Below are 17,845 nucleotides of genomic sequence, written 5' to 3'. Positions count from 1 at the left end.
CCGTCCCTGGCCACGAGTCGGCCGGCGCGGCCACCCCGTCATGAGCACGTTACGGGTGGCCGCTTCACCGTCAAGCACGCGTCAGCGAACTCTCCGACGCCCGGGGCGACGGGCATAGCGTCACAGGAGCGCGCACGGCCGACCGGGCCGGGCGGCTCCGAGGCACACCATGTCGTGAGGGGAATGCCATGTCCGACACCACGTACGCCGAGGACCCCGAGCCTTCCGAACCCGTCCCGGCCGGACCGCTGTTCGTCCCCGTCCGGTCGGGTCCCGCGGGCTGTTCCGCCCGTCTCTTCCGCACGCCCCTCGGCCGCCGTACCGCCGTCGGCTTCACCACCCGGGCCAAGCTCTGCGCCACCCTCGGCGCCGACCACGCCTGCATCAGGCTCTCCGAGCCCGCGCTCCGCGCCCTCACCGCGCCGCTGGGCGTCACCGACCTCACCGTCGACCCCCCGAGCTCCGCGCCCGCCCACACCCGCGCGCCCGCGCCCGCCCGCGCACACGCGCCGACGCAGGCCCCCGGGCAGCCCGCCTGGCGCCGGGACCCGCGGCGCGTCGGTCTCCTGCGCGTGGCGATCGCCGGTGCCGTCGTCTCCTGCGTCTCCTGTGTCAACCTGCTGATCGGCTGAGGGAGCGTCATGACCATCTCGCTGGAGAGCCGTTCGGCGGCCGACCACGAGCCCGAGGGCCTGTCGATCTGGCCCCGCTCCACCCGCGCCGAGCGCGGCGGCGACCTGAGCGTCGGCGGTGCCTCGCTCACCGAGACCGCCGAACGCTTCGGTACGCCCCTCTACGTCCTGGACGAGCAGGAGGTACGGGACCGCTGCCGCGCGTACCGCACCGCCTTCCCCGGCGCCGACGTCCTCTACGCGGCCAAGGCCTTCCTCTGCCGCGGCCTGATCAACTGGGTCCGCGAGGAGGGCCTCGGCCTCGACGTCTGCTCCGCCGGCGAGCTGACCCTCGCGGTCACCAGCGGCTTCCCGCCGGAGCGGATCGTCCTCCACGGCAACGCCAAGAGCCCGGAGGACCTCGCGACGGCCGTCCGCCTCGGCGTCGGACGGGTCGTCTTGGACAGTACGTCGGAGATCGCGCGCCTCGCCGCCCTCGTCCCCGCGGGCGAGCGGCAGCAGGTCATGGTGCGGGTCGTCCCCGGCGTCGCGGCCGGCGGACACGCCCACATCCGTACGGGTACGGAGGATCAGAAGTTCGGCCTGTCGGTCGCCGACGGATCCGCGCAGCACGCGATCGCCCGGGTGCTCGGCCAGCCGCGCCTCGAACTCGTCGGACTGCACTGCCACATCGGCTCGCAGATCACCACCGTGCGGCCGTACGTCTCCGCCGTGCGCCGCATGATCGGGCTGATGGCCCGAATCAGGGAACAACACGGCCTGGAAATGCCCCAGTTGAACATCGGCGGCGGACACGGCATCGCCTACCGGCCCGGCGAGGAGAGCCTCGACGTGCCGGCCCTCGCCGCGCGGGTCCGCGCCGAACTGGAGGACGGCTGCGGCAAGGCGAAGCTGTCCGTCCCCCGCCTCGCGATCGAGCCGGGGCGGGGGATCGTCGGCCCGGCCGGCATCTGCCTCTACCGGGTCCTCGCCGTCAAGCGCACCGGGACGCAGACCTTCGTCGCCGTCGACGGAGGCATGAGCGACAACCCCAGGCCCGCGCTGTACGGAGTGCGGTACGCGCCCCGGCTCATCGGCCGTCACTCGACCGCCGAGCCCCGTTGCGTCACCGTCGTCGGCCGCCACTGCGAGGCCGGCGACCTCCTCGCCCAGGACGTGCCGCTGCCCGGCGACGTGCACCAGGGAGACCTGCTCGCCGTTCCGGTGGCGGGGGCGTACCACCTCTCCATGGCCTCCGGCTACAACCTGGTCGGGCGCCCCCCGGTCGTCGCCGTGGTCGACGGCACCGCGCGGACACTCGTACGCCGGGAGTCCCTCGAGGACATCAGCGTCCGGGACATCGGCGTCTGACGCCGGCGCGGTTCGTTCGCGGGGAAGAGGAGGCTGTCGGGGCCGGGGAGGTGCCGATGAGCGTCGCGAGCGTCCGTCGGCCGCGTGGGGATACCGGGCCCAGTTCGCAGCGGCCCGGGCCCTGGCCTGCGCGGAGCGGTCCGGCAGGAGCAGTGAGGGAGGACGTACTACGGCGGGAGTACGCCCGATCACCACGCCCGGCTGACGCTCCCGCCGCCCGACCGCGTCTAGCGTGGCGGACATGGACGAACAGCGCAGACACGGATACGGCGGTCCGCCCTGGGCGCGTGGTGCGCCGGGCGGACCGCCCTGGCCGCTGCGCTGGGCCGACCGCGAGCCCGGCGACGGGCTGCCCTGGCGGTCCACCCTCCTGCTCGCCGTCTTCGTCATGGTCGGCTCGGGCTTCGCGGCCAGGAACCAGCCGGACCGCGAGTCGCTGGACCTCCTCGGCCGCTCGCTGCTGCTCCTCGGCTCCGCGCTGCTCCTGCTGCGACACCGCCACCCGGTCCCCGTGGTCTTCGGTACCGCCGCCGTCACGCTCGTCTACTTCGGCGCCGGTTACGCCTACGGCCCGGTCTTCCTCCTCGTCGCCGTGGCCTGCTTCGCGGCGGTCGTGCAGGGCCACCGGCGCGCCGCCTGGTGGGCGCTCGGCCTGCTGTGGGCGGGGCACCTGCTGATCGCCCACTGGCTCTACCGCCACCTGCCCCCTGCCGGAGACTCCGCCGCGCCCTGGGGCCAGGAGATCCCCGTCTTCGCCTTCGTCGTCGCGATCCTCGCCGCCTCCGAACTGGTCCGGGTCCGCCGCGAACAGTGGGCCGCCCAGCGGGCCGAACGCGCGGCGGCCGAGCGGCGCCGCGCCGACGAGGAGCGGCTGCGGATCGCCCGCGAGCTGCACGACGTGCTCGCCCACTCGATCTCCGTCATCAACGTCCAGGCGGGCGTCGGCCTCGCGCTCCTGGACACCGACCCCGAGCAGGCCCGCACCGCGCTGACCACCATCAAGGCCGCGAGCAAGGAGGCGCTCGGGGAGGTCCGCCAGGTCCTCGACACCCTGCGCGCCCCCGGCGAGGCCCCGCGCACCCCCGCGCCCGGCCTCGACCGGCTCCCGGAGCTGGTCGAACAGGCGGCGTCCGCGGGGCTCACCGTACGGACGTCGACCGAGGGGGAGCCCGTACCGCTCCCGCCGGGCACGGACCTCGCGGCCTTCCGGATCGTCCAGGAGGCGTTGACCAACGTGGTCCGCCACTCCGGGTCCCGTACCGCGAGCGTCGTGATCGGCTACGGGCCCGGCCGCGTGGAGCTCCGCGTCGACGACGAAGGACCCGCGACCGGCGGCGACGCAGGCGGCAGCGGCAACGGACTCGCCGGGATGCGGGAGCGGGCCACCGCGCTCGGTGGCACGATCGAGGCGGGCTCCCGCCCGGACGGCGGCTTCCGGGTGCGCGCCGTCCTTCCCGTCCGCCCGAAGGAGACGCCGTGATCCGTGTGCTGCTCGCCGACGACCAGGCGCTCGTACGGGCGGGCTTCCGCGCGCTCCTGGACGCCCAGCCCGACATCGAGGTGGCGGGCGAGGCCGCCGACGGCGAGGAGGCGGTGGGCACGACCCGCGAACTGCGCCCGGACGTCGTCCTCATGGACATCCGGATGCCCCGGCTCGACGGCCTCGCCGCCACGCGCGCGATCACCGCCGACCCCGGGCTCGGCGCGGTGAAGGTGGTCATGCTGACCACGTTCGAGCTCGACGAGTACGTCTTCGAGGCGATCCGCTCCGGAGCCTCCGGCTTCCTCGTGAAGGACACCGAACCGGAGGAGCTGGTCCGGGCCGTACGCGCCGTCGTCCACGGCGACGCCCTCCTCTCGCCGGGCGTGACACGACGGCTCATCGAGGAGTTCGCGGCCCGCTCGAAAGCCCCGGCCGCCGTGAGCGGCCTGGACGAACTGACCGAGCGGGAACGGGAGGTGATGGCCCTGGTCGGCATCGGCCTGTCGAACGAGGAGATCGCCCGGCGCCTGGTCGTCAGCCCCCTGACCGCCAAGACGCACGTGAGCCGCACCATGGTGAAGCTCGGCGCCCGCGACCGCGCCCAACTGGTCGTCCTCGCCTACGAGTCGGGGCTGGTCCGCCCGGGCTGGCTGGGCTGATGACTCCTGTGCAGGACTGTTACGACCAGACGATCGCCGACGTCTCCCGCCAGAGCCGGGCGAGGGACGCGTCGCCCGCCACGGTCACCGCGCTGTCGGGCAGCCGGTTCCAGAGGGTGAGGTAGAGGCGGTCGGCGGGACCGCTCAGTTCGCAGTCGGCAGGGGTTGGGGCGTCGGGCCCGCCGCGTTCCGTGCGCGGTGCCTCCGGTGACAGCCGTACGGTCCACACGTCACCGGTGTCCGTGGCGCGGACCCGCAGGACGCGCGGCTCCGGCGTCCGTACTCGGCTGCGCTCGCGGGCGTGGAAGGAGCACAGCAACTCGTCGATGCCGTCCGCCGCGAGGGCGGGGGCCACGGGTCCGGCGCCGTGCGCGGGCAGCGCCGACTCGGCGTCCACGCGGTGGACCGTCGTCTCGTGCGCCTGGCGCCGCGCCCAGAAGGAGAGCGGGGGCGCGCCGGGCAGGAACGTCCAGCACCCCAGGGACGCGGGCGCCGCGCGCAGTGCGTCCACCAGGCGGTCGTGGCCGGTGCGGAAGTGGGCGAGCAGGTCGTCGCCGTCGAGGTCGGGTTCGGGATCGGCGGGGCGGTAGGAGGCGTGGCTCTCGGCGACGAAGCCCGTCGCCCAGCGGTGGACCATCGCCGTGTGGCGCAGGAGGTCCCGTACCCGCCAGCCGGGGCAGGTCGGCACATCGGCGTCCGGGCCGACCGTCGCGGCGGCGTCCGCGAGGGACGTACCCGCCGTGTCGAGGGCCGCGATGTGCTCGTCCACCGTCATGAGCGTCACGAACGTCATACGCCGGATTCTGTCAGGGCGGGCCCGACGGCTGGCTCGATGCCCGGATCGCTCACCCGGCCGTCGGGGCCTGCGCGTTGCGGGCCGCGTAGCCGATCACGGCGGCGCCCGCCGCGAGGACGGCGACGGTGGTCAGGGCGAGCGGCAGGGAGAACCAGTCGGCGAGGAAGCCGATGGAGGGCGGTCCGAGCAGCATGCCGCCGTAGCCGAGGGTGGAGGCGGTGGCCACGCCGCTCGGACCGGCGAGCGCGCCCGCCCGTGCCACGGCGACGGGGAAGATGTTCGCCAGTCCGAGGCCGGTCACGGCGAAGCCGAGCAGGGCGGCCCAGACGCTGGGCGCGAGCGCGCCGAGCAGCATCCCCGCCGCTGCCGTCGCCCCGCCCGCCACGAGGGTGCGGGTCTGGCCGAGGCGTTCGAGGAGCGCGGTGCCGGAGAGCCGACCGATGGTCATCGTGAGCGCGAAGAGGGAGTAGCCGGCGGCGGCGAGGCCGGGGTGCGCGTGGAGGTCCTGCTCCAGGTGGAGGGCGCCCCAGTCGGCCAGGGCGCCTTCGCCGTACGCGGTGCAGAGCGCGATGACCCCGAAGACGACGACGAGCCCGCGCGCACCGGTCTTGCCTCGTGTCCTGGCGCCGCTCGCGGCCGGGGCGGCCTCCGGCGGGGCGGGGGAAGGCTCGCGGAGCAGTACGGGACCTGCGGCAGCCGTCAGGAGCAGGCCGACGACCGTCAGGCCGAGGAGATGCGCCGTGGGTGACACGCTCCCGGCGACGAGGCCGCCGAGCCCCGCGCCGAGCATCCCACCGAGGCTGAACGCCGCGTGGAAGGACGGCATCACGGGGCGGCGCAGCGCGGCCACCAGGTCGACGGCGGCGCTGTTCATCGCCACGTTGATCCCGCCGTACGCCGCGCCGAAGACCAGCAGGACGAGGCCCAGGGCGAGCGGGGAGCGGGTGAGGGCGGGCAGCGCGATGGAGAGCGAGAGCAGGACCGCGGTGGCGACGGTGACGGCGTGGCTGCCGTGGCGCCGGCAGAGCCGGCCGGTGAGCGTCATGGTGACCACCGCGCCGGCCGAGACCCCGAGCAGCGCGAGCCCGAGGTCGCTGGCGGAGGCGCCGGTCTGCTGCTTGATGGCCGGGATCCGGACCACCCAGCCGGCGAACAGGAAGCCGTCGAGGGCGAAGAAGAGGGTCAGGGCGGAGCGGAGGCGGGACAGGGAGGGGGCGGTGTCTCCGCCAGGGCCCCCCGGTACGGCCGTCCGTACTTTGTTTAGTAGCGGCACAAACTCAGGATAGGGGCGAGGCGGTACGGATTTCAACCGGCGGGTCGCTCGGCACCGGGTCTTGGATCCCTCGGCACCGGTCTCCGCCCGCTCGGCGCCGGTCCCGGCCTACACGGCGCCCGGTCTCGGCCCCATCGGGCTCGGTCTCGGCCGCGCGGTGCCTCGGCACCGCCCGCGTGGACGGCGGGCCCCCGTCACCGTCCGCGCCCTACCCCCGCGCCGTATCCCCGCATCCGGCCCGCGCAGACCGCGACCCGGTCCGATCATGGGAGACTCGCCCCCATGAACGGCAAGGCGACCACGACCAAAACACGGCTCGACAGGGGGCGCGGCGCGCTCGGGCCCGCGCTGGAACTGGTGCACACGGGCCGAGCGCCGACCCGTGCCGTGCTCACCGCCGAACTGGGCGTCACCCGCGCCACGGCCGGCGCCGTCGCCGCCGAACTCGAAGCCCTCGGCCTGATCCGCGTCGACTCCAACCCCGGCGCCGCCGCGGGCTCCCAGGGTCGCCCCTCGCACCGGCTCGCCGTCGACGAGAAGGGCCCCGTCGCCCTCGCCGCCCAGGTCCACGCCGACGGCTTCCGCGCCGCGCTCGTCGGCCTCGGCGGCACGATCGTCGCCACCGCGCCCGGCTGTGTCACCGTCTCCGCCGACCCCGCCCAGGTCCTCGGCGAGGTCGTGGACGCCGGCGCCGCCCTGCTCCGCGCGAGCGGCCGCCGCTGCGTGGGGGCCGGGCTCGCCGCCCCCTCGGCGGTCGCCGAACCCGAGGGCACCGCCCTCAACCCGCTCCACCTGGCCTGGCCTGCCGGCGCGCCGGTACGGGAGATCTTCGCCGAACGCGTCCGCGCCGCGGGCATCGAGGGCCCCGCCTTCACCGGCAACGACGTCAACCTCGCCGCCCTCGCCGAACACCGGCACGGCGCCGGCCGGGGAGCCAAGGACCTGCTCTGCGTGGCCACCGGCCACCGGGGCGTCGGCGGCGCGCTCGTGCTCGACGGCCGCCTGCACACCGGCAGTTCGGGCCTCGCCCTGGAAGTCGGGCACCTCACGGTCAACCCGGAGGGCCGCCCGTGCCACTGCGGAAGCCGGGGCTGCCTTGACGTCGAGACCGACCCGCTCGCCTTCCTCACGGTCGCGGGCCGCGACCCGGGCCCGGAGGTGTCGCTGCTGCAGCAGGCCCGCGACCTGCTCCGTACCAGCCCGGACGAGCCGGGCGTGCGGGCCGCCACCGAGGAGCTGATCGACCGGCTCGGCCTCGGCCTCGCGGGCCTGGTGAACATCCTCAACCCGGACCGGATCATCCTCGGCGGGCTCCATCGCGAACTGCTCGACGCCGACCCCGACCGGCTCCGCGCGGTCGTCGCAGACCGCAGCCTGTGGGGCCGCAGCGGCGGCGTGCCGATCCTCGCGTGCACGCTCGACCACAACAGCCTGGTGGGCGCGGCGGAGTTGGCCTGGCAGCCGGTCCTGGACGACCCGCTGGCCGCCCTGGGCCGCTCGGCGGCCTGACGCACGGGGGGACGCCGGGGCACGCGGGACGCCGGGGCGCGAGGCCCGCCGGGGCACGCAGCGCCGGCGCGCTCGGCAAACCGTCTGGCCATCCGCTCGGCAAACCGTTCGGCAAGCCGCCCCCGGGCAACTACCGTTCCACCTCATGACCGATTTCGATCTTCCGCCGCGCCTCGGCAGTCTGACCTTCCACGGGCCGCTCTCCGAGGCCCGCGCCGTCCGTATGATCCGCCGGATCGCCGAGAGCGAGCCGGCCACCGTGCTCGACATCGGCTGCGGCTGGGGCGAGTTGCTGCTCCGCGTCCTGGAGGCCGTCCCCGGCGCGACCGGTGTCGGGCTCGACATCAACGCCGAGGATCTGGCCAGGGGCCGGGACCTGGCCAAGGAGCGCGGGCTCGACGAGCGCGTCGCGTTCGTGGCGGAGTCGGCGCTCGGCACCACGCGCGGCCCCGTCGACGCGGTCCTCTGCCTCGGCTCCAGCCAGGCGCTGTGCGAGCCGGATCAGCCCCACGACCCGGCCGCCGCCCTGCGTGAGCTGCGCCGACTGATCCGGCCCGGCGGCAGGGTCGTCCTCGGGGAGGGCTTCTGGGAACGCACCCCCACGGACGAGGAGCTCGCCCGCATGTGGCCCGGTGCGCACGTCGGCGACCACCTCGGCCTCGGCGCGCTCGTCGACCTCGCGATCGAGGAGGGATTCCGGCCCGCGTGGATCGAGACGGCGAGCCGGGAGGAGTGGGAGGAGTTCGAGTCCGGCTACCGCTACGACACCGAACTCTGGCTCGCTGCCCACCCCGACCACCCGCTCGCCACCGAGACCCGCGAACGCGTCGACCGCCAGCGGTCGTCCTGGCTGAACGGCTACCGAGGCGTCCTCAACATGGCCTACCTCACCCTCGTCCCGGTCGGCTGAGTCCCGGTCAGTCGGCCAGCAAGTCCCGCTCCGGCGCGGACAGATGGAGCACCTGGAAGCGCTCACCCGCATCGGCGGGGATCTTCGCGCCCTCCGCCCACAGGGTGAAGGACAGCAGCTCCCAGTGCCGGGGATCGATCGCGAGCGCGCTCGCGACGACGCCCTCGCGCCCGGACTCCTTCCCGTGCTCCCCGATCGCCTCCGCCACCGCGTCGCCCGGCGTGATGCCCTCCGCTACCGGGGACTTCCGGCGGGTCGCGGTCGTCGGCGCGTCGGCGGCCGCCGGACCCTCCCCGTACGCGAGGCCCGTCCAGTGCTGCACCACCGGCCGGCCGAAGTCGTTCACGATCCCCTGGAAACCGGGGCCCCAGAGGAAGGAGTTCATGCCTTCCGGGGTGCTCCAGAGATAGAACGGGGCGTACTGATTGACCGGCGACCCGTCCGCGCGCTCCCGCATCAGGTACGCCTTGAGGCCGAGCCCGGGGAAGTCGTCGAGCAGGTGACCCTTGGTCGCGACCCGCGTGCGGATGACCTCCATGTCGTAGTCGGCGGGGAGGGTGATCTCGTACTGCATCGCGTGCATGGGGCGGTCTCCGCTTCTGGTGAGGATGCTCAGCCGGGAGGGTGCTGAGTTGGGAAGTGCGCAGCCGGGAGGGTGCTCAGCTGGGCAGGTGCTCAGGCGGTACGGGACGACAGCCGGCCGAGCAGGGCGAGCAGCCCCCGCACGGCGGTGTCGAAGGCGGCGGGGGAGCCCGAGGCGCGGGCCAGCACGTAGCCACCCTGCACGGTCGCCACGATCGTGGCCGCCAGCTCGGCCGGATCCGGCGGGCCCGCCAACTCGCCGCTGTCCAGGCCCTCCTGGATCACGGACGCGAGCCGGCCGCGCAGCCAGCCGAGGGTCTCGTCGACCGGCGCGCGCAGCTCCTCGCTCGCCATCACGTCCGGGTCCATCGTCAGCCGGCCGATCGGGCAGCCGCGCAACACGTCGCGCTCGCGCAGCAGATACGCCTCCACGCGCGCGTACGCCGATCCTCCGCCGCTCAAGGACACCTCGGCCACGGCCCGCATCTCCTCCGCCGTGCGGCGGATCGCGGCGAGCGCAAGATCCGGCTTCCCGGCGAAGTGGTGGTACATGCTGCCCTGCCCCGCCCCGGCGGCCTGCTGGATCGCCTTGGGGCTCGTCCCCACGTAGCCGCGCTCCCAGAGCAGCTCGCGGGTGGCCTCGATGAGTCGCTCGGACGTCGTCATGAGGCGAGTGTACATACCAGTAGGTACAGAAGTCCGCGGGCGCCGATCTGCTCCCGCTCCCAGGCTCCGTACTCCCCACGGCGTACGGACGAAGCCGCTGGCCGTACGACGACTCGCATCCCCTCCGCGAGCGAGGCTCGAAGCATCGACAGACGCGACACACTTGTACGAGGAGCTGAGCCTCATGAACACTCTCGCCTACGCGGGTCCCGGCCCCTGGGTCCTCTTCTTCCCCCTCGTCTGGGCGGCCGTGATCCTCACCGTCGTCACCGTGCTGCGCCGCACCGGATGGCGCGGCAGGCGCGGCCCGGGACCGCGACCCGCCTACGACGAGCAGTCGCCGATCGCGCTGCTCGGCCACCGGTTCGCGGCCGGCGAGATCGACGAGGACGAGTACTGGCGGCGGCTGACGGTCCTGGAGGAGCAGTTCGGCCGCACGGCGGGGCCCAAGGGGCGTGCGCGATGACGAGCACCGCCCCCGGCACCGTCCCGCGCACCGCCCGCGCCGCCGCCCGGGTCGTGGACGCCGTCAAGGTCTACGGCGGCGGAGACACCGAGGTCAGGGCGCTGGACGGGGTGAGCGTCGACTTCCCGGTCGGCCGCTTCACCGCGATCATGGGCCCCTCGGGGTCCGGCAAGTCCACGCTCATGCACTGCGCCGCCGGTCTCGACACGCTCACCTCCGGGTCCGCGATCATCGGCGACACGGACCTCTCCACCCTCGACGACCGGCGGCTCACCCTGCTGCGCCGCGAGCGGATCGGCTTCGTCTTCCAGGCGTACAACCTGCTGCCCACCCTGACCGTCGCCGAGAACATCACCCTGCCCCTGGACCTCGCCGGAACCGTCCCCGACCGGGCCTGGCTGGACGCTCTCGTCGACACCGTCGGCCTCCGCGACCGGCTCCACCACCGGCCGAGCCAGCTCTCCGGCGGCCAGCAGCAGCGGGTCGCGGTCGCCAGGGCCTTCGCGGGCACCCCCGAGGTCGTCTTCGCCGACGAGCCGACCGGCAACCTCGACTCGCGTTCCGGCGAGGAGGTGCTGCGGCTGCTCGGCCGGACCGTCCGGCAGACCGGCCGTACGGTCGTCATGGTCACCCACGACCCGGTGGCCGCCGCCCACGCCGACGAGGTCGTCTTCCTCGCCGACGGGCGGCTCGTCGACCGGATGGCCGAGCCGACCGCCGAACGCGTCCTCGACCGCATGAAGGCCTTCGACGGCGGCTCGCGGACACCGGACGGGGAGCAGCGTGGGGCGGTGCCGTCATGAACGCCTCCCTGCGACTCAGCCTGTCCGCGCTCCGTGCGCACAAGCGGCGCTTCGTCGGCACGCTCACCGCGATCCTGCTCGGGGTCGCCTTCCTCACCGGCACCCTCGTCATGGGGGACACCCTGCGCACGAGCTTCGACTCGCTCTTCGGCAGCGCCACCAGCGGCACGGACGCCGTGGTCCGCAGTACGAGCGTGGTCACCGTCGAGGGAGAGGGCCGGGGGACCCGTGACTCCGTCCCCGCCTCCCTCGCCGACCAGGTCGCCCAGGTGCCCGGGGTCGCCGCGGCCGTGCCCCGGATCGAGGGCGCGGGACAGCTCATCGGCGCCGACGGCGAACCCATCGGCGGCCAGGGCCCGCCCACCCTCGCCGGCAACTGGATCGACGACGCCGCCCTCAACCCGTACGCCCTGGCCGAAGGCCGCGCGCCCGAGCGGTCCGGTGAGGTCGTCGTGAACAGGGGCGCCGCGAAGACCGGCGACCTGGCCGTCGGCGACACCACCGTGCTGCGCACCCCGGACCCGGTGAAGGTCACCGTCGTCGGCCTGGCCACCTTCGGCGGCGAGGACGGCATGGCCCAGGTCACCTACACCGGCATGACCCGCGCCGACGCCGAGAAGTACCTGACGCCGAAGCCGGGCGTCGCGTCGAGCATCCTCGTCCGGGCGGGCCCCGGCACCTCGCAGCAGGAACTCGTCGCCGCACTCGACCCCGTACTGCCCGCAGGCGTCGAGGCGATCACCGGAGAGCAATCGGCGCAGGAGAACACCGACCTGATCTCCGGTCAGTTCCTCACCCTCTTCACCACGTTCCTGCTGGTCTTCAGCGGGGTGGCGCTGCTCGTCTCCGTCTTCTCCATCCACAACACCTTCGCCATCGTGGTTGCCCAGCGGACCCGCGAGAACGCGCTCCTGCGCGCCCTCGGCGCCTCCCGCCGCCAGATCGTCGGCTCGACGCTGGTCGAGGCGGTGGCCGTCGGTCTGGTCGCCTCGGCGGTGGGGCTCCTCGGTGGCATCGGCGTGGCGGCCGGGCTCCAGGCGCTCTTCCCGGCGATCGGCTTCGCCTTCCCCGAAGGGGAACTGGTGATCAGTGGCCTGTCCATGGCCCTGCCCTTCGCCGTCGGCCTCCTGGTCTGCGTCGGCTCCGCCCTGCTGCCCGCCGTGAAGGCCGGGCGGACCGCGCCGCTGGCCGCCCTGCGCGAGACCGCCGTGGACGACTCGGGTGCCTCACGCGTGCGTGCCCTGGTCGGTACGGGTCTGCTGCTCGCCGCCGTCGCCGTGGTGCTCACCGGGGTCCTCGCGACGCCGTCGCTGTGGCTCGCCTCGGCGGGGGCGGTGCTCGCGCTCGCCGCGTTCGTCGTCCTCGGCCCGGTGGCCTCCTCGTTCGCTGTACGGATCCTCGGAGGGCCGCTGCGCGGCGCCAACCGGGGGCTCGCCCGGCGCAACGCCCTGCGCAGCCCGAAGCGGACCGCCGCGACCGCCACCGCGCTGATGATCGGCGTCGCCGTCGTCTCGCTCTTCACGGTCTTCGGCGCCTCGCTGAAGGCCACCATGGACCAGACGGTCTCCCGGTCCTTCGCCGGTGACGTGGCCGTGAGCACGCCGGCGTTCGGTGCCGGAGGCAGCGGGCTCAGCCCGCGGCTCGCTCCTGCGCTCGCGGAGCTGCCCGAGGTGGAGACCGCCGTCGGCCTGGGTCAGGGGGTGGCGGAGATCGACGGCGAGGGCCGGGCCCTGACCGTCACCGACCCTGCCGCGCTCGCCCGCGCCTTCGACCTCGGCGATGTCCGGGGCTCGCTGGACGGTCTCGGCACCGACGGCATCGCCGTCGCCGACACTGAGGCCGACAAGTCCGGCCTGAAGCCGGGCAGCACGACCGAACTCGCCTTCACCGATGGCAGCCGGCGCACCTTCACCGTCAAGGCCGTCTACGAACAGTCCGAACTGGCCGGGGACTACGTCGTCACCCGCGAGGCCTGGGCCCCGCACCGCGCCCAGGACTCCGACCGGCTCGTCGCCGTCGGCTTCGCGGGCGGCGTCTCGGCGCAGGCCGGCAAGGCGGCGGTGGCGGACGTCGCCGCCGACTACGGCAACCCGGAGGTGCAGACCCGGGCGGAGTACGCCGAGTCCTCGGCGAGCGGCATCGACATGATGCTCACGCTGGTCTACGCCCTGCTCGCCCTCGCCGTCCTCATCGCCCTGCTCGGGATCGCCAACACGCTGACCCTCGCGATCCACGAGCGCACCCGTGAACTCGGGCTGCTGCGCGCCGTCGGCCAGACCCGGGCCCAGCTGAAGGCCATGGTCCGCTGGGAGTCCGTCCTCGTCGCGGCCTTCGGCACGGTCGGAGGCGTGGTGCTCGGTGGCTTCCTCGGCTGGGTCCTGGTCAAGGCGTCCGACGGAGCGAGCGACAGCGCGTTCGCCTTCGCCGTCCCACTGCTCCAGCTCGCGGTCGTCGCCCTGGTCGGCCTCGCGGCGGGCGCGGTCGCGGCCTGGCGCCCGGCCCGGCGAGCCGCCCGCCTGGACGTGCTGCGAGCGATCGCGACGGAGTGACGAGGGGGAGGTCGGATATTGGATATTGGATCATGGATATTGGATCCAAGATCCATGATCCGATATCCGACCTCCGACATCCCGTGCGGCGCCGCGCCCGCTCAGCCCGCCAGGGCCGAGTGGGCCGCCGTCGGGGCGTGGGCCGGCTCCTTGGGCGAGCCGAAGGGGACGCCCTCCAGGCTCGTGCCGTGGGCGCCGTGGAAGCGGGTGTGGCCGACGAAGGGGCCGTCGGTGGTCGCGCCGTACACGGCGTGCGCGTGCGACGGTACGGCCACGGTGGGGGTGGGCGCCGAAAGGGTGAACCAGATGGCCTTCCCGGCGTCGTGCGGACGGATGCCCCAGCTCTCGCTGACGGCCTCGATGATGGCCAGGCCGCGGCCCGAGGTGGCCCACTCGTCCACGTCGTGGGGGTGTACGAAACCGGTTCGGCCCTCGACGTCCGGTATCCGCGGGTCGTGGTCGTGGACCGAGACGGTGAGGCGATCGAGCAGCAGCTCGATCTCGACTGTGCACATCTTGTCCGGCTGTGCGTGCCGGTGAACATTGGTCAGCAGCTCGGTGACCCCGAGCGCCGCATGGTCGATCAAGGCATCGAGATGCCAGTAGCGCAAGTGCGCTGAAACGATTCTGCGGACCTGACCGATCCGCGACGGCAGGGCCTGGAGCTCCACCGTGCAGTGCCTGCTTGGCTCGCTGATCACGGCTGCGACTCCCCGAAGTTGAGGTCCGGAAGAAGACGAAGATTCGGATCTGTCATGCGTACAGCAGGGCGGCGGGCTGGATCACAGCGTCACCGCCGGTAAACCCTCGGTGAGGTGGTTCCAGGGTGAACCAGTGGTGACCGGCCCGCAACTCGCGGCGACCTCTCCCAGGTCAACGGTCCTTGACGGCCCGCTTCAGGGCGTCGAGGAAGCCCCCGGGCCCGGACGCCCGGTCCTTCGGGCCGCGCGCGGGCCCGTCCATGGTCAGGCGGTAGCGCGTGCCGTTCACCGTCGCGACCGTCTCGTCCGGTTTCGCGAACCAGGGTCGTCCGGCCCGTACGGAGGTCACGGGGGCGCTGTCGATCTCGCGGCCGTAGCTGGTCAGCAGGGACAGCCGGCCGTCCTCGATCCGGACCTCGCCCGCCCGCGTCAACGAGCGCGGCCACCGCTCGATCCGTACGCCCTTGGCCGTGAACTGCGGCTCCGCCATCTCGCTCCGCCCCCTTCGCACCGGTTGCTCCGTCCAGTGTGCCGGGCGGGCGGCGGCCGCACCAGACCCGCTCAAGGGGACTCCCTGCCTCCGGGGTCGCCCAGGCGTACGGCGAGGGCGGCGATGTCGTCGTCGAGTCGCCCTCTGCTGTAGTGGAGGAGGTCACGGTGAAGCGCCGTCAGCAGGTCGCGCGGCGGGGTCGGGGGCTGTCGGCGCATCCAGGCCGCCAGCGGGAAGAACTCGCCGTTGCGGGCGCGGGTCTCGGCGACCCCGTCGGTGTAGAGGAGCAGGAGGTCGCCGGGGGTGAACTCGAAGGTGTCGACCGTGTAGTGATCGCCGATCAGTCCCGCGAGGCTGAGCAGGGGCGAGGGCGCGGCCGGCTCGAGGAGGCGGAGCTTCTCGCGGTTCAGGAGCAGTGGCGGAGGGTGTCCGCAGTTGAGGATGTCGATACGTCTGCCCTCGCGCGGGATCTCGACGAGGAGGGCCGTGGCGAAGCGCTCCATCGGCCCCTCGGGAGGGAAGGCGGCGTTGTAGCGGGTGCTGCTGGCGTCCAGTCTGCGGGCGACGTCGACCATGTCGCGCTCGCCGTAGGCCGCCTCCCGGAAGGCGTTGACGATCGCCGCGGCCGCCCCGACCGCGGGCAGGCCCTTGCCCCGTACGTCGCCGATGAGCAGCCTGACCCCGAAGGGCGTGTCGACCACCTCGTAGAAGTCCCCGCCGATGCGGGCCTCCGCAGCGGCCGCGAGGTACAGCGACTCGATCTCGACGTTGCGGAAGCGGCGCGGCATGGGGCTCAGCACCACCTGCTGCGCCGCGTCGGCGACGAGCCGTACCTGGAAGAGGGTGCGCTCCCGCTTGAGCCGGACGTGGCTTCCGTACGCGGCGGCCACGGTGACCGCGACGATGCCCCCGCAGGTCCACCACGTTCCCAGGTCGGGGAAGACGAAGCTGAGGCCGATCATGAGAATGAGACAGACCGTCCCGAGCAGGATGGTGGGGAGGACCGGCCACATGGAGGCGGCGAGCGCCGGTGCCGCGGGCAGGAGACGGCTGAAGGCCATTTCCGGCGGAGTGGCGTAGGCCAGGCTGGCGATCACGATGGTCAGAATGACCGGCGACAGCCGTACAAGCCTCCCCCGGCCGTAGCGCCGAGGGAGCCGCGGCCGTGCAGACTCGATCACGTACCCCAGCATATCCGGGCAAGAGGGGCATAGCGCTCCGGCGAACCGAGCCGGATGCCCCGCCCTTCCGGCCAGGCCGCACGGGCGTTCCCAAGGGACTCCTATGGACCCCCAAAGCGATCGTTTGCGCAGGTGAGCGAGTTATCGTCGGCAGTGGGGGAACCGCTGGGCCGGACGAGGAGAAGGACGTATGAGCACCACGGAGAACACGGCGCGAGCCGCGGTCGCGACCGTCGACGTCGACCGGAGCGACGCGGCGTACCGCGCCTGGCTGAAGGAGGCGGTCCGCAAGGTGCAGGCCGACGCCAACCGCTCGGCCGACACCCACCTGCTGCGTTTCCCGCTCCCCGAGGCCTGGGGGATCGACCTCTACCTGAAGGACGAGTCGACCCACCCCACCGGCAGCCTCAAGCACCGCCTGGCCCGCTCGCTCTTCCTCTACGGCCTCTGCAACGGCTGGATCCGGCCCGGGAAGCCCGTGATCGAGGCCTCCAGCGGTTCGACGGCCGTCTCCGAGGCGTACTTCGCGAAGCTGATCGGCGTGCCGTTCATCGCCGTGATGCCCCGCACCACGAGCGCCGAGAAGTGCCGCCTGATCGAGTTCCACGGCGGCCAGTGTCACTTCGTCGACGACTCCGGCGCGATCTACGAGGAGTCCGCGGCCCTCGCCGAGCGGACCGGCGGGCACTACATGGACCAGTTCACGTACGCCGAGCGGGCCACCGACTGGCGCGGCAACAACAACATCGCCGAATCGATGTACCAGCAGCTGAGGCTGGAGCGGTACCCCGAGCCCGCGTGGATCGTGGCCACCGCCGGTACCGGAGGCACGTCCGCGACGATCGCCCGTTACGTCCACTACATGCAGCACGACACCCGTATCTGCGTCGCCGACCCGGAGAACTCCTGCTTCTTCGACGGCTGGACGAACAACGACCCCGAAGCCACCGCCGACTGCGGCTCGCGCATCGAGGGCATCGGCCGGCCCCGGATGGAGCCCAGCTTCGTGCCCGGCGCCATCGACCGGATGATGAAGGTCCCGGACGCCGCGAGCGTGGCCGCCGTCCGCGCGCTGGAGGGCGCGATCGGCCGCAAGGCGGGCGGTTCCACGGGTACGGGGCTGTGGAGCGCGCTGAAGATCGTCGCCGAGATGGTCGAACAGGGCCGTACCGGCAGCGTCGTGACGCTGCTCTGCGACCCGGGCGACCGCTACCTGGACAAGTACTACTCCGACGCCTGGCTGGCGGAGCAGGGCCTCGACATCGCGCCCTACGCCGCCGCTATCGACCGCTTCCTTGCGACGGGAGTCTGGCCGGAGTGAGCCGCCGGTCGAGCCGGCGCATCGCGTCCCGGAAGGATTTGCCCACACCCGGCCGGGCGAGGCGCATCGCGAGCCGGCACGGCGTACCGCCGTCGACCGCCATCGTCCAGCTGACCCGGGTCCCCGACCCGGCGGGGGAGAGGGCCCACTCCTCGACGAGGGCGCTGACACCGGGCGCGTTGGTCGCGTCGACGCGGTACGCGTAACGGGTGTCGGGGTCGTGGGCGAGGATCGTCTCCTGGAACACGACCCCACCGCGCAGCCTGACCGTCCGTCCCGCGCCCTCGGCGGTCGGGGTCGCGGAGGTGACCGCCGTGAACCACGAGGGCATGGAGCCCAGTTCCACGGCCAGTGAACGGAACACGGCCGAGGGCGGTGCCGCCAACTCGGCGGAGAACACGAGCCGTACGGGTGCGCTGGCGGCGAAGTCGAGCTCCACGAGCCGAAGTCGGCGATTCATGGATCGTCCCTCCC

General features: G+C 73.4%; 18 protein-coding genes. 10 read left to right on the top strand and 8 right to left on the bottom strand.

Going from position 1 to position 17,845, the window contains the following annotated elements; all coding sequences use genetic code 11:
* The first annotated feature begins 188 nt into the window (after window positions 1–188).
* From ACWCO8_RS08700 to ACWCO8_RS08685, 4 genes are all read left to right on the top strand, one after another.
* Window positions 189–632: an SAV_915 family protein gene (locus tag ACWCO8_RS08700; protein WP_451031621.1), complete on the top strand. Its 444-nt coding sequence runs from the start codon at window positions 189–191 to the stop codon at window positions 630–632.
* Between the two features lie 9 nt (window positions 633–641).
* Complete coding sequence (gene lysA, locus ACWCO8_RS08695) at window positions 642–1,982, top strand: diaminopimelate decarboxylase (protein WP_451031620.1); 1,341 nt, start codon at window positions 642–644, stop codon at window positions 1,980–1,982.
* Window positions 1,983–2,223: 241 nt separating this feature from the next.
* On the top strand, window positions 2,224–3,462 hold the full coding sequence (locus tag ACWCO8_RS08690; protein WP_451031619.1) for a sensor histidine kinase: 1,239 nt from the start codon (window positions 2,224–2,226) through the stop codon (window positions 3,460–3,462).
* On the top strand, window positions 3,459–4,124 hold the full coding sequence (locus ACWCO8_RS08685) for a response regulator (protein WP_451031618.1): 666 nt from the start codon (window positions 3,459–3,461) through the stop codon (window positions 4,122–4,124). Before ACWCO8_RS08690 ends, ACWCO8_RS08685 begins: the two co-directional genes overlap by 4 nt.
* 19 nt (window positions 4,125–4,143) lie before the next feature.
* On the opposite strand, the gene ACWCO8_RS08680 is transcribed toward ACWCO8_RS08685, so the two are convergent.
* Window positions 4,144–4,899 carry a maleylpyruvate isomerase family mycothiol-dependent enzyme gene (locus tag ACWCO8_RS08680; RefSeq protein ID WP_451031916.1) on the bottom strand — a complete coding sequence of 252 codons (756 nt, stop codon included), beginning with the start codon at window positions 4,897–4,899 and terminating at the stop codon, window positions 4,144–4,146.
* 70 nt (window positions 4,900–4,969) lie between these two features.
* Entirely contained in the window at window positions 4,970–6,193 is a 1,224-nt protein-coding gene (locus tag ACWCO8_RS08675) for an MFS transporter (protein WP_451031617.1), read from the bottom strand.
* Window positions 6,194–6,475: 282 nt separating this feature from the next.
* Between ACWCO8_RS08675 and ACWCO8_RS08670 the strand changes: the two genes are divergently transcribed.
* Window positions 6,476–7,702 (top strand): ROK family protein, encoded by a 1,227-nt coding sequence (locus tag ACWCO8_RS08670; protein ID WP_451031616.1) that lies wholly within the window; start codon window positions 6,476–6,478, stop codon window positions 7,700–7,702.
* Window positions 7,703–7,847: 145 nt separating this feature from the next.
* On the top strand, window positions 7,848–8,612 hold the full coding sequence (locus ACWCO8_RS08665; protein WP_451031615.1) for a class I SAM-dependent methyltransferase: 765 nt from the start codon (window positions 7,848–7,850) through the stop codon (window positions 8,610–8,612).
* Between the two features lie 7 nt (window positions 8,613–8,619).
* Here ACWCO8_RS08665 and ACWCO8_RS08660 read toward each other — a convergent pair whose 3' ends face one another.
* Complete coding sequence (locus tag ACWCO8_RS08660) at window positions 8,620–9,195, bottom strand: DUF4865 family protein (RefSeq protein ID WP_451031614.1); 576 nt, start codon at window positions 9,193–9,195, stop codon at window positions 8,620–8,622.
* Window positions 9,196–9,287: 92 nt separating this feature from the next.
* The gene (locus ACWCO8_RS08655; RefSeq protein ID WP_451031613.1) at window positions 9,288–9,875 is read right to left on the bottom strand and encodes a TetR/AcrR family transcriptional regulator; all 588 of its coding nucleotides are present in this window, start codon (window positions 9,873–9,875) and stop codon (window positions 9,288–9,290) included.
* Between the two features lie 169 nt (window positions 9,876–10,044).
* Here ACWCO8_RS08655 and ACWCO8_RS08650 point away from each other — a divergent pair, with 169 nt between their 5' ends.
* The 3 genes from ACWCO8_RS08650 to ACWCO8_RS08640 are packed head-to-tail and all read left to right on the top strand — an operon-like array spanning window position 10,045 to window position 13,678.
* Window positions 10,045–10,326, top strand: coding sequence for an SHOCT domain-containing protein (locus ACWCO8_RS08650; protein WP_362008615.1), 282 nt, complete (start codon window positions 10,045–10,047; stop codon window positions 10,324–10,326).
* Window positions 10,323–11,129 carry an ABC transporter ATP-binding protein gene (locus tag ACWCO8_RS08645; RefSeq protein WP_362008613.1) on the top strand — a complete coding sequence of 269 codons (807 nt, stop codon included), beginning with the start codon at window positions 10,323–10,325 and terminating at the stop codon, window positions 11,127–11,129. Before ACWCO8_RS08650 ends, ACWCO8_RS08645 begins: the two co-directional genes overlap by 4 nt.
* On the top strand, window positions 11,126–13,678 hold the full coding sequence (locus ACWCO8_RS08640; protein ID WP_451031612.1) for an ABC transporter permease: 2,553 nt from the start codon (window positions 11,126–11,128) through the stop codon (window positions 13,676–13,678). Before ACWCO8_RS08645 ends, ACWCO8_RS08640 begins: the two co-directional genes overlap by 4 nt.
* A 101-nt stretch (window positions 13,679–13,779) precedes the next feature.
* Here ACWCO8_RS08640 and ACWCO8_RS08635 read toward each other — a convergent pair whose 3' ends face one another.
* The 3 genes from ACWCO8_RS08635 to ACWCO8_RS08625 all read right to left on the bottom strand — a co-directional run bounded on the left by ACWCO8_RS08635 (window position 13,780) and on the right by ACWCO8_RS08625 (window position 16,050).
* Window positions 13,780–14,379, bottom strand: a complete 600-nt coding sequence (locus tag ACWCO8_RS08635; RefSeq protein WP_451031611.1) for an ATP-binding protein — start codon at window positions 14,377–14,379, stop codon at window positions 13,780–13,782.
* Between the two features lie 172 nt (window positions 14,380–14,551).
* Window positions 14,552–14,869, bottom strand: a complete 318-nt coding sequence (locus ACWCO8_RS08630) for a hypothetical protein (RefSeq protein ID WP_451031610.1) — start codon at window positions 14,867–14,869, stop codon at window positions 14,552–14,554.
* A 71-nt stretch (window positions 14,870–14,940) separates the two neighbouring features.
* Entirely contained in the window at window positions 14,941–16,050 is a 1,110-nt protein-coding gene (locus ACWCO8_RS08625; RefSeq protein WP_451031609.1) for a PP2C family protein-serine/threonine phosphatase, read from the bottom strand.
* Window positions 16,051–16,240: 190 nt separating this feature from the next.
* Here ACWCO8_RS08625 and ACWCO8_RS08620 point away from each other — a divergent pair, with 190 nt between their 5' ends.
* Entirely contained in the window at window positions 16,241–17,371 is a 1,131-nt protein-coding gene (locus tag ACWCO8_RS08620; protein ID WP_451031608.1) for a PLP-dependent cysteine synthase family protein, read from the top strand.
* Here ACWCO8_RS08620 and ACWCO8_RS08615 read toward each other — a convergent pair.
* Window positions 17,331–17,831, bottom strand: a complete 501-nt coding sequence (locus ACWCO8_RS08615; protein ID WP_362008598.1) for an SRPBCC family protein — start codon at window positions 17,829–17,831, stop codon at window positions 17,331–17,333. The two genes, ACWCO8_RS08620 and ACWCO8_RS08615, sit on opposite strands and share 41 nt — an antisense overlap.
* Window positions 17,832–17,845 lie beyond the last annotated feature (14 nt).

This window comes from Streptomyces sp. NPDC001927 (assembly GCF_053594455.1).
Note: the sequence above shows the minus strand (reverse complement) of the source record. Positions and strands in the feature narration are given on the sequence as shown.

Coding starts and splice junctions, on each gene's coding strand:
- lysA (WP_451031620.1), top strand. CDS start 642: ATGACCATCTCGCTGGAGAGCCGTTCGGCGGCCGACCACGAGCCCGAG.
- ACWCO8_RS08700 (WP_451031621.1), top strand. CDS start 189: ATGTCCGACACCACGTACGCCGAGGACCCCGAGCCTTCCGAACCCGTC.
- ACWCO8_RS08650 (WP_362008615.1), top strand. CDS start 10,045: ATGAACACTCTCGCCTACGCGGGTCCCGGCCCCTGGGTCCTCTTCTTC.
- ACWCO8_RS08620 (WP_451031608.1), top strand. CDS start 16,241: ATGAGCACCACGGAGAACACGGCGCGAGCCGCGGTCGCGACCGTCGAC.
- ACWCO8_RS08690 (WP_451031619.1), top strand. CDS start 2,224: ATGGACGAACAGCGCAGACACGGATACGGCGGTCCGCCCTGGGCGCGT.
- ACWCO8_RS08660 (WP_451031614.1), bottom strand. CDS start 9,195: ATGCACGCGATGCAGTACGAGATCACCCTCCCCGCCGACTACGACATG.
- ACWCO8_RS08680 (WP_451031916.1), bottom strand. CDS start 4,899: ATGACGGTGGACGAGCACATCGCGGCCCTCGACACGGCGGGTACGTCC.
- ACWCO8_RS08640 (WP_451031612.1), top strand. CDS start 11,126: ATGAACGCCTCCCTGCGACTCAGCCTGTCCGCGCTCCGTGCGCACAAG.
- ACWCO8_RS08645 (WP_362008613.1), top strand. CDS start 10,323: ATGACGAGCACCGCCCCCGGCACCGTCCCGCGCACCGCCCGCGCCGCC.
- ACWCO8_RS08665 (WP_451031615.1), top strand. CDS start 7,848: ATGACCGATTTCGATCTTCCGCCGCGCCTCGGCAGTCTGACCTTCCAC.
- ACWCO8_RS08615 (WP_362008598.1), bottom strand. CDS start 17,831: ATGAATCGCCGACTTCGGCTCGTGGAGCTCGACTTCGCCGCCAGCGCA.
- ACWCO8_RS08630 (WP_451031610.1), bottom strand. CDS start 14,869: ATGGCGGAGCCGCAGTTCACGGCCAAGGGCGTACGGATCGAGCGGTGG.
- ACWCO8_RS08670 (WP_451031616.1), top strand. CDS start 6,476: ATGAACGGCAAGGCGACCACGACCAAAACACGGCTCGACAGGGGGCGC.
- ACWCO8_RS08655 (WP_451031613.1), bottom strand. CDS start 9,875: ATGTACACTCGCCTCATGACGACGTCCGAGCGACTCATCGAGGCCACC.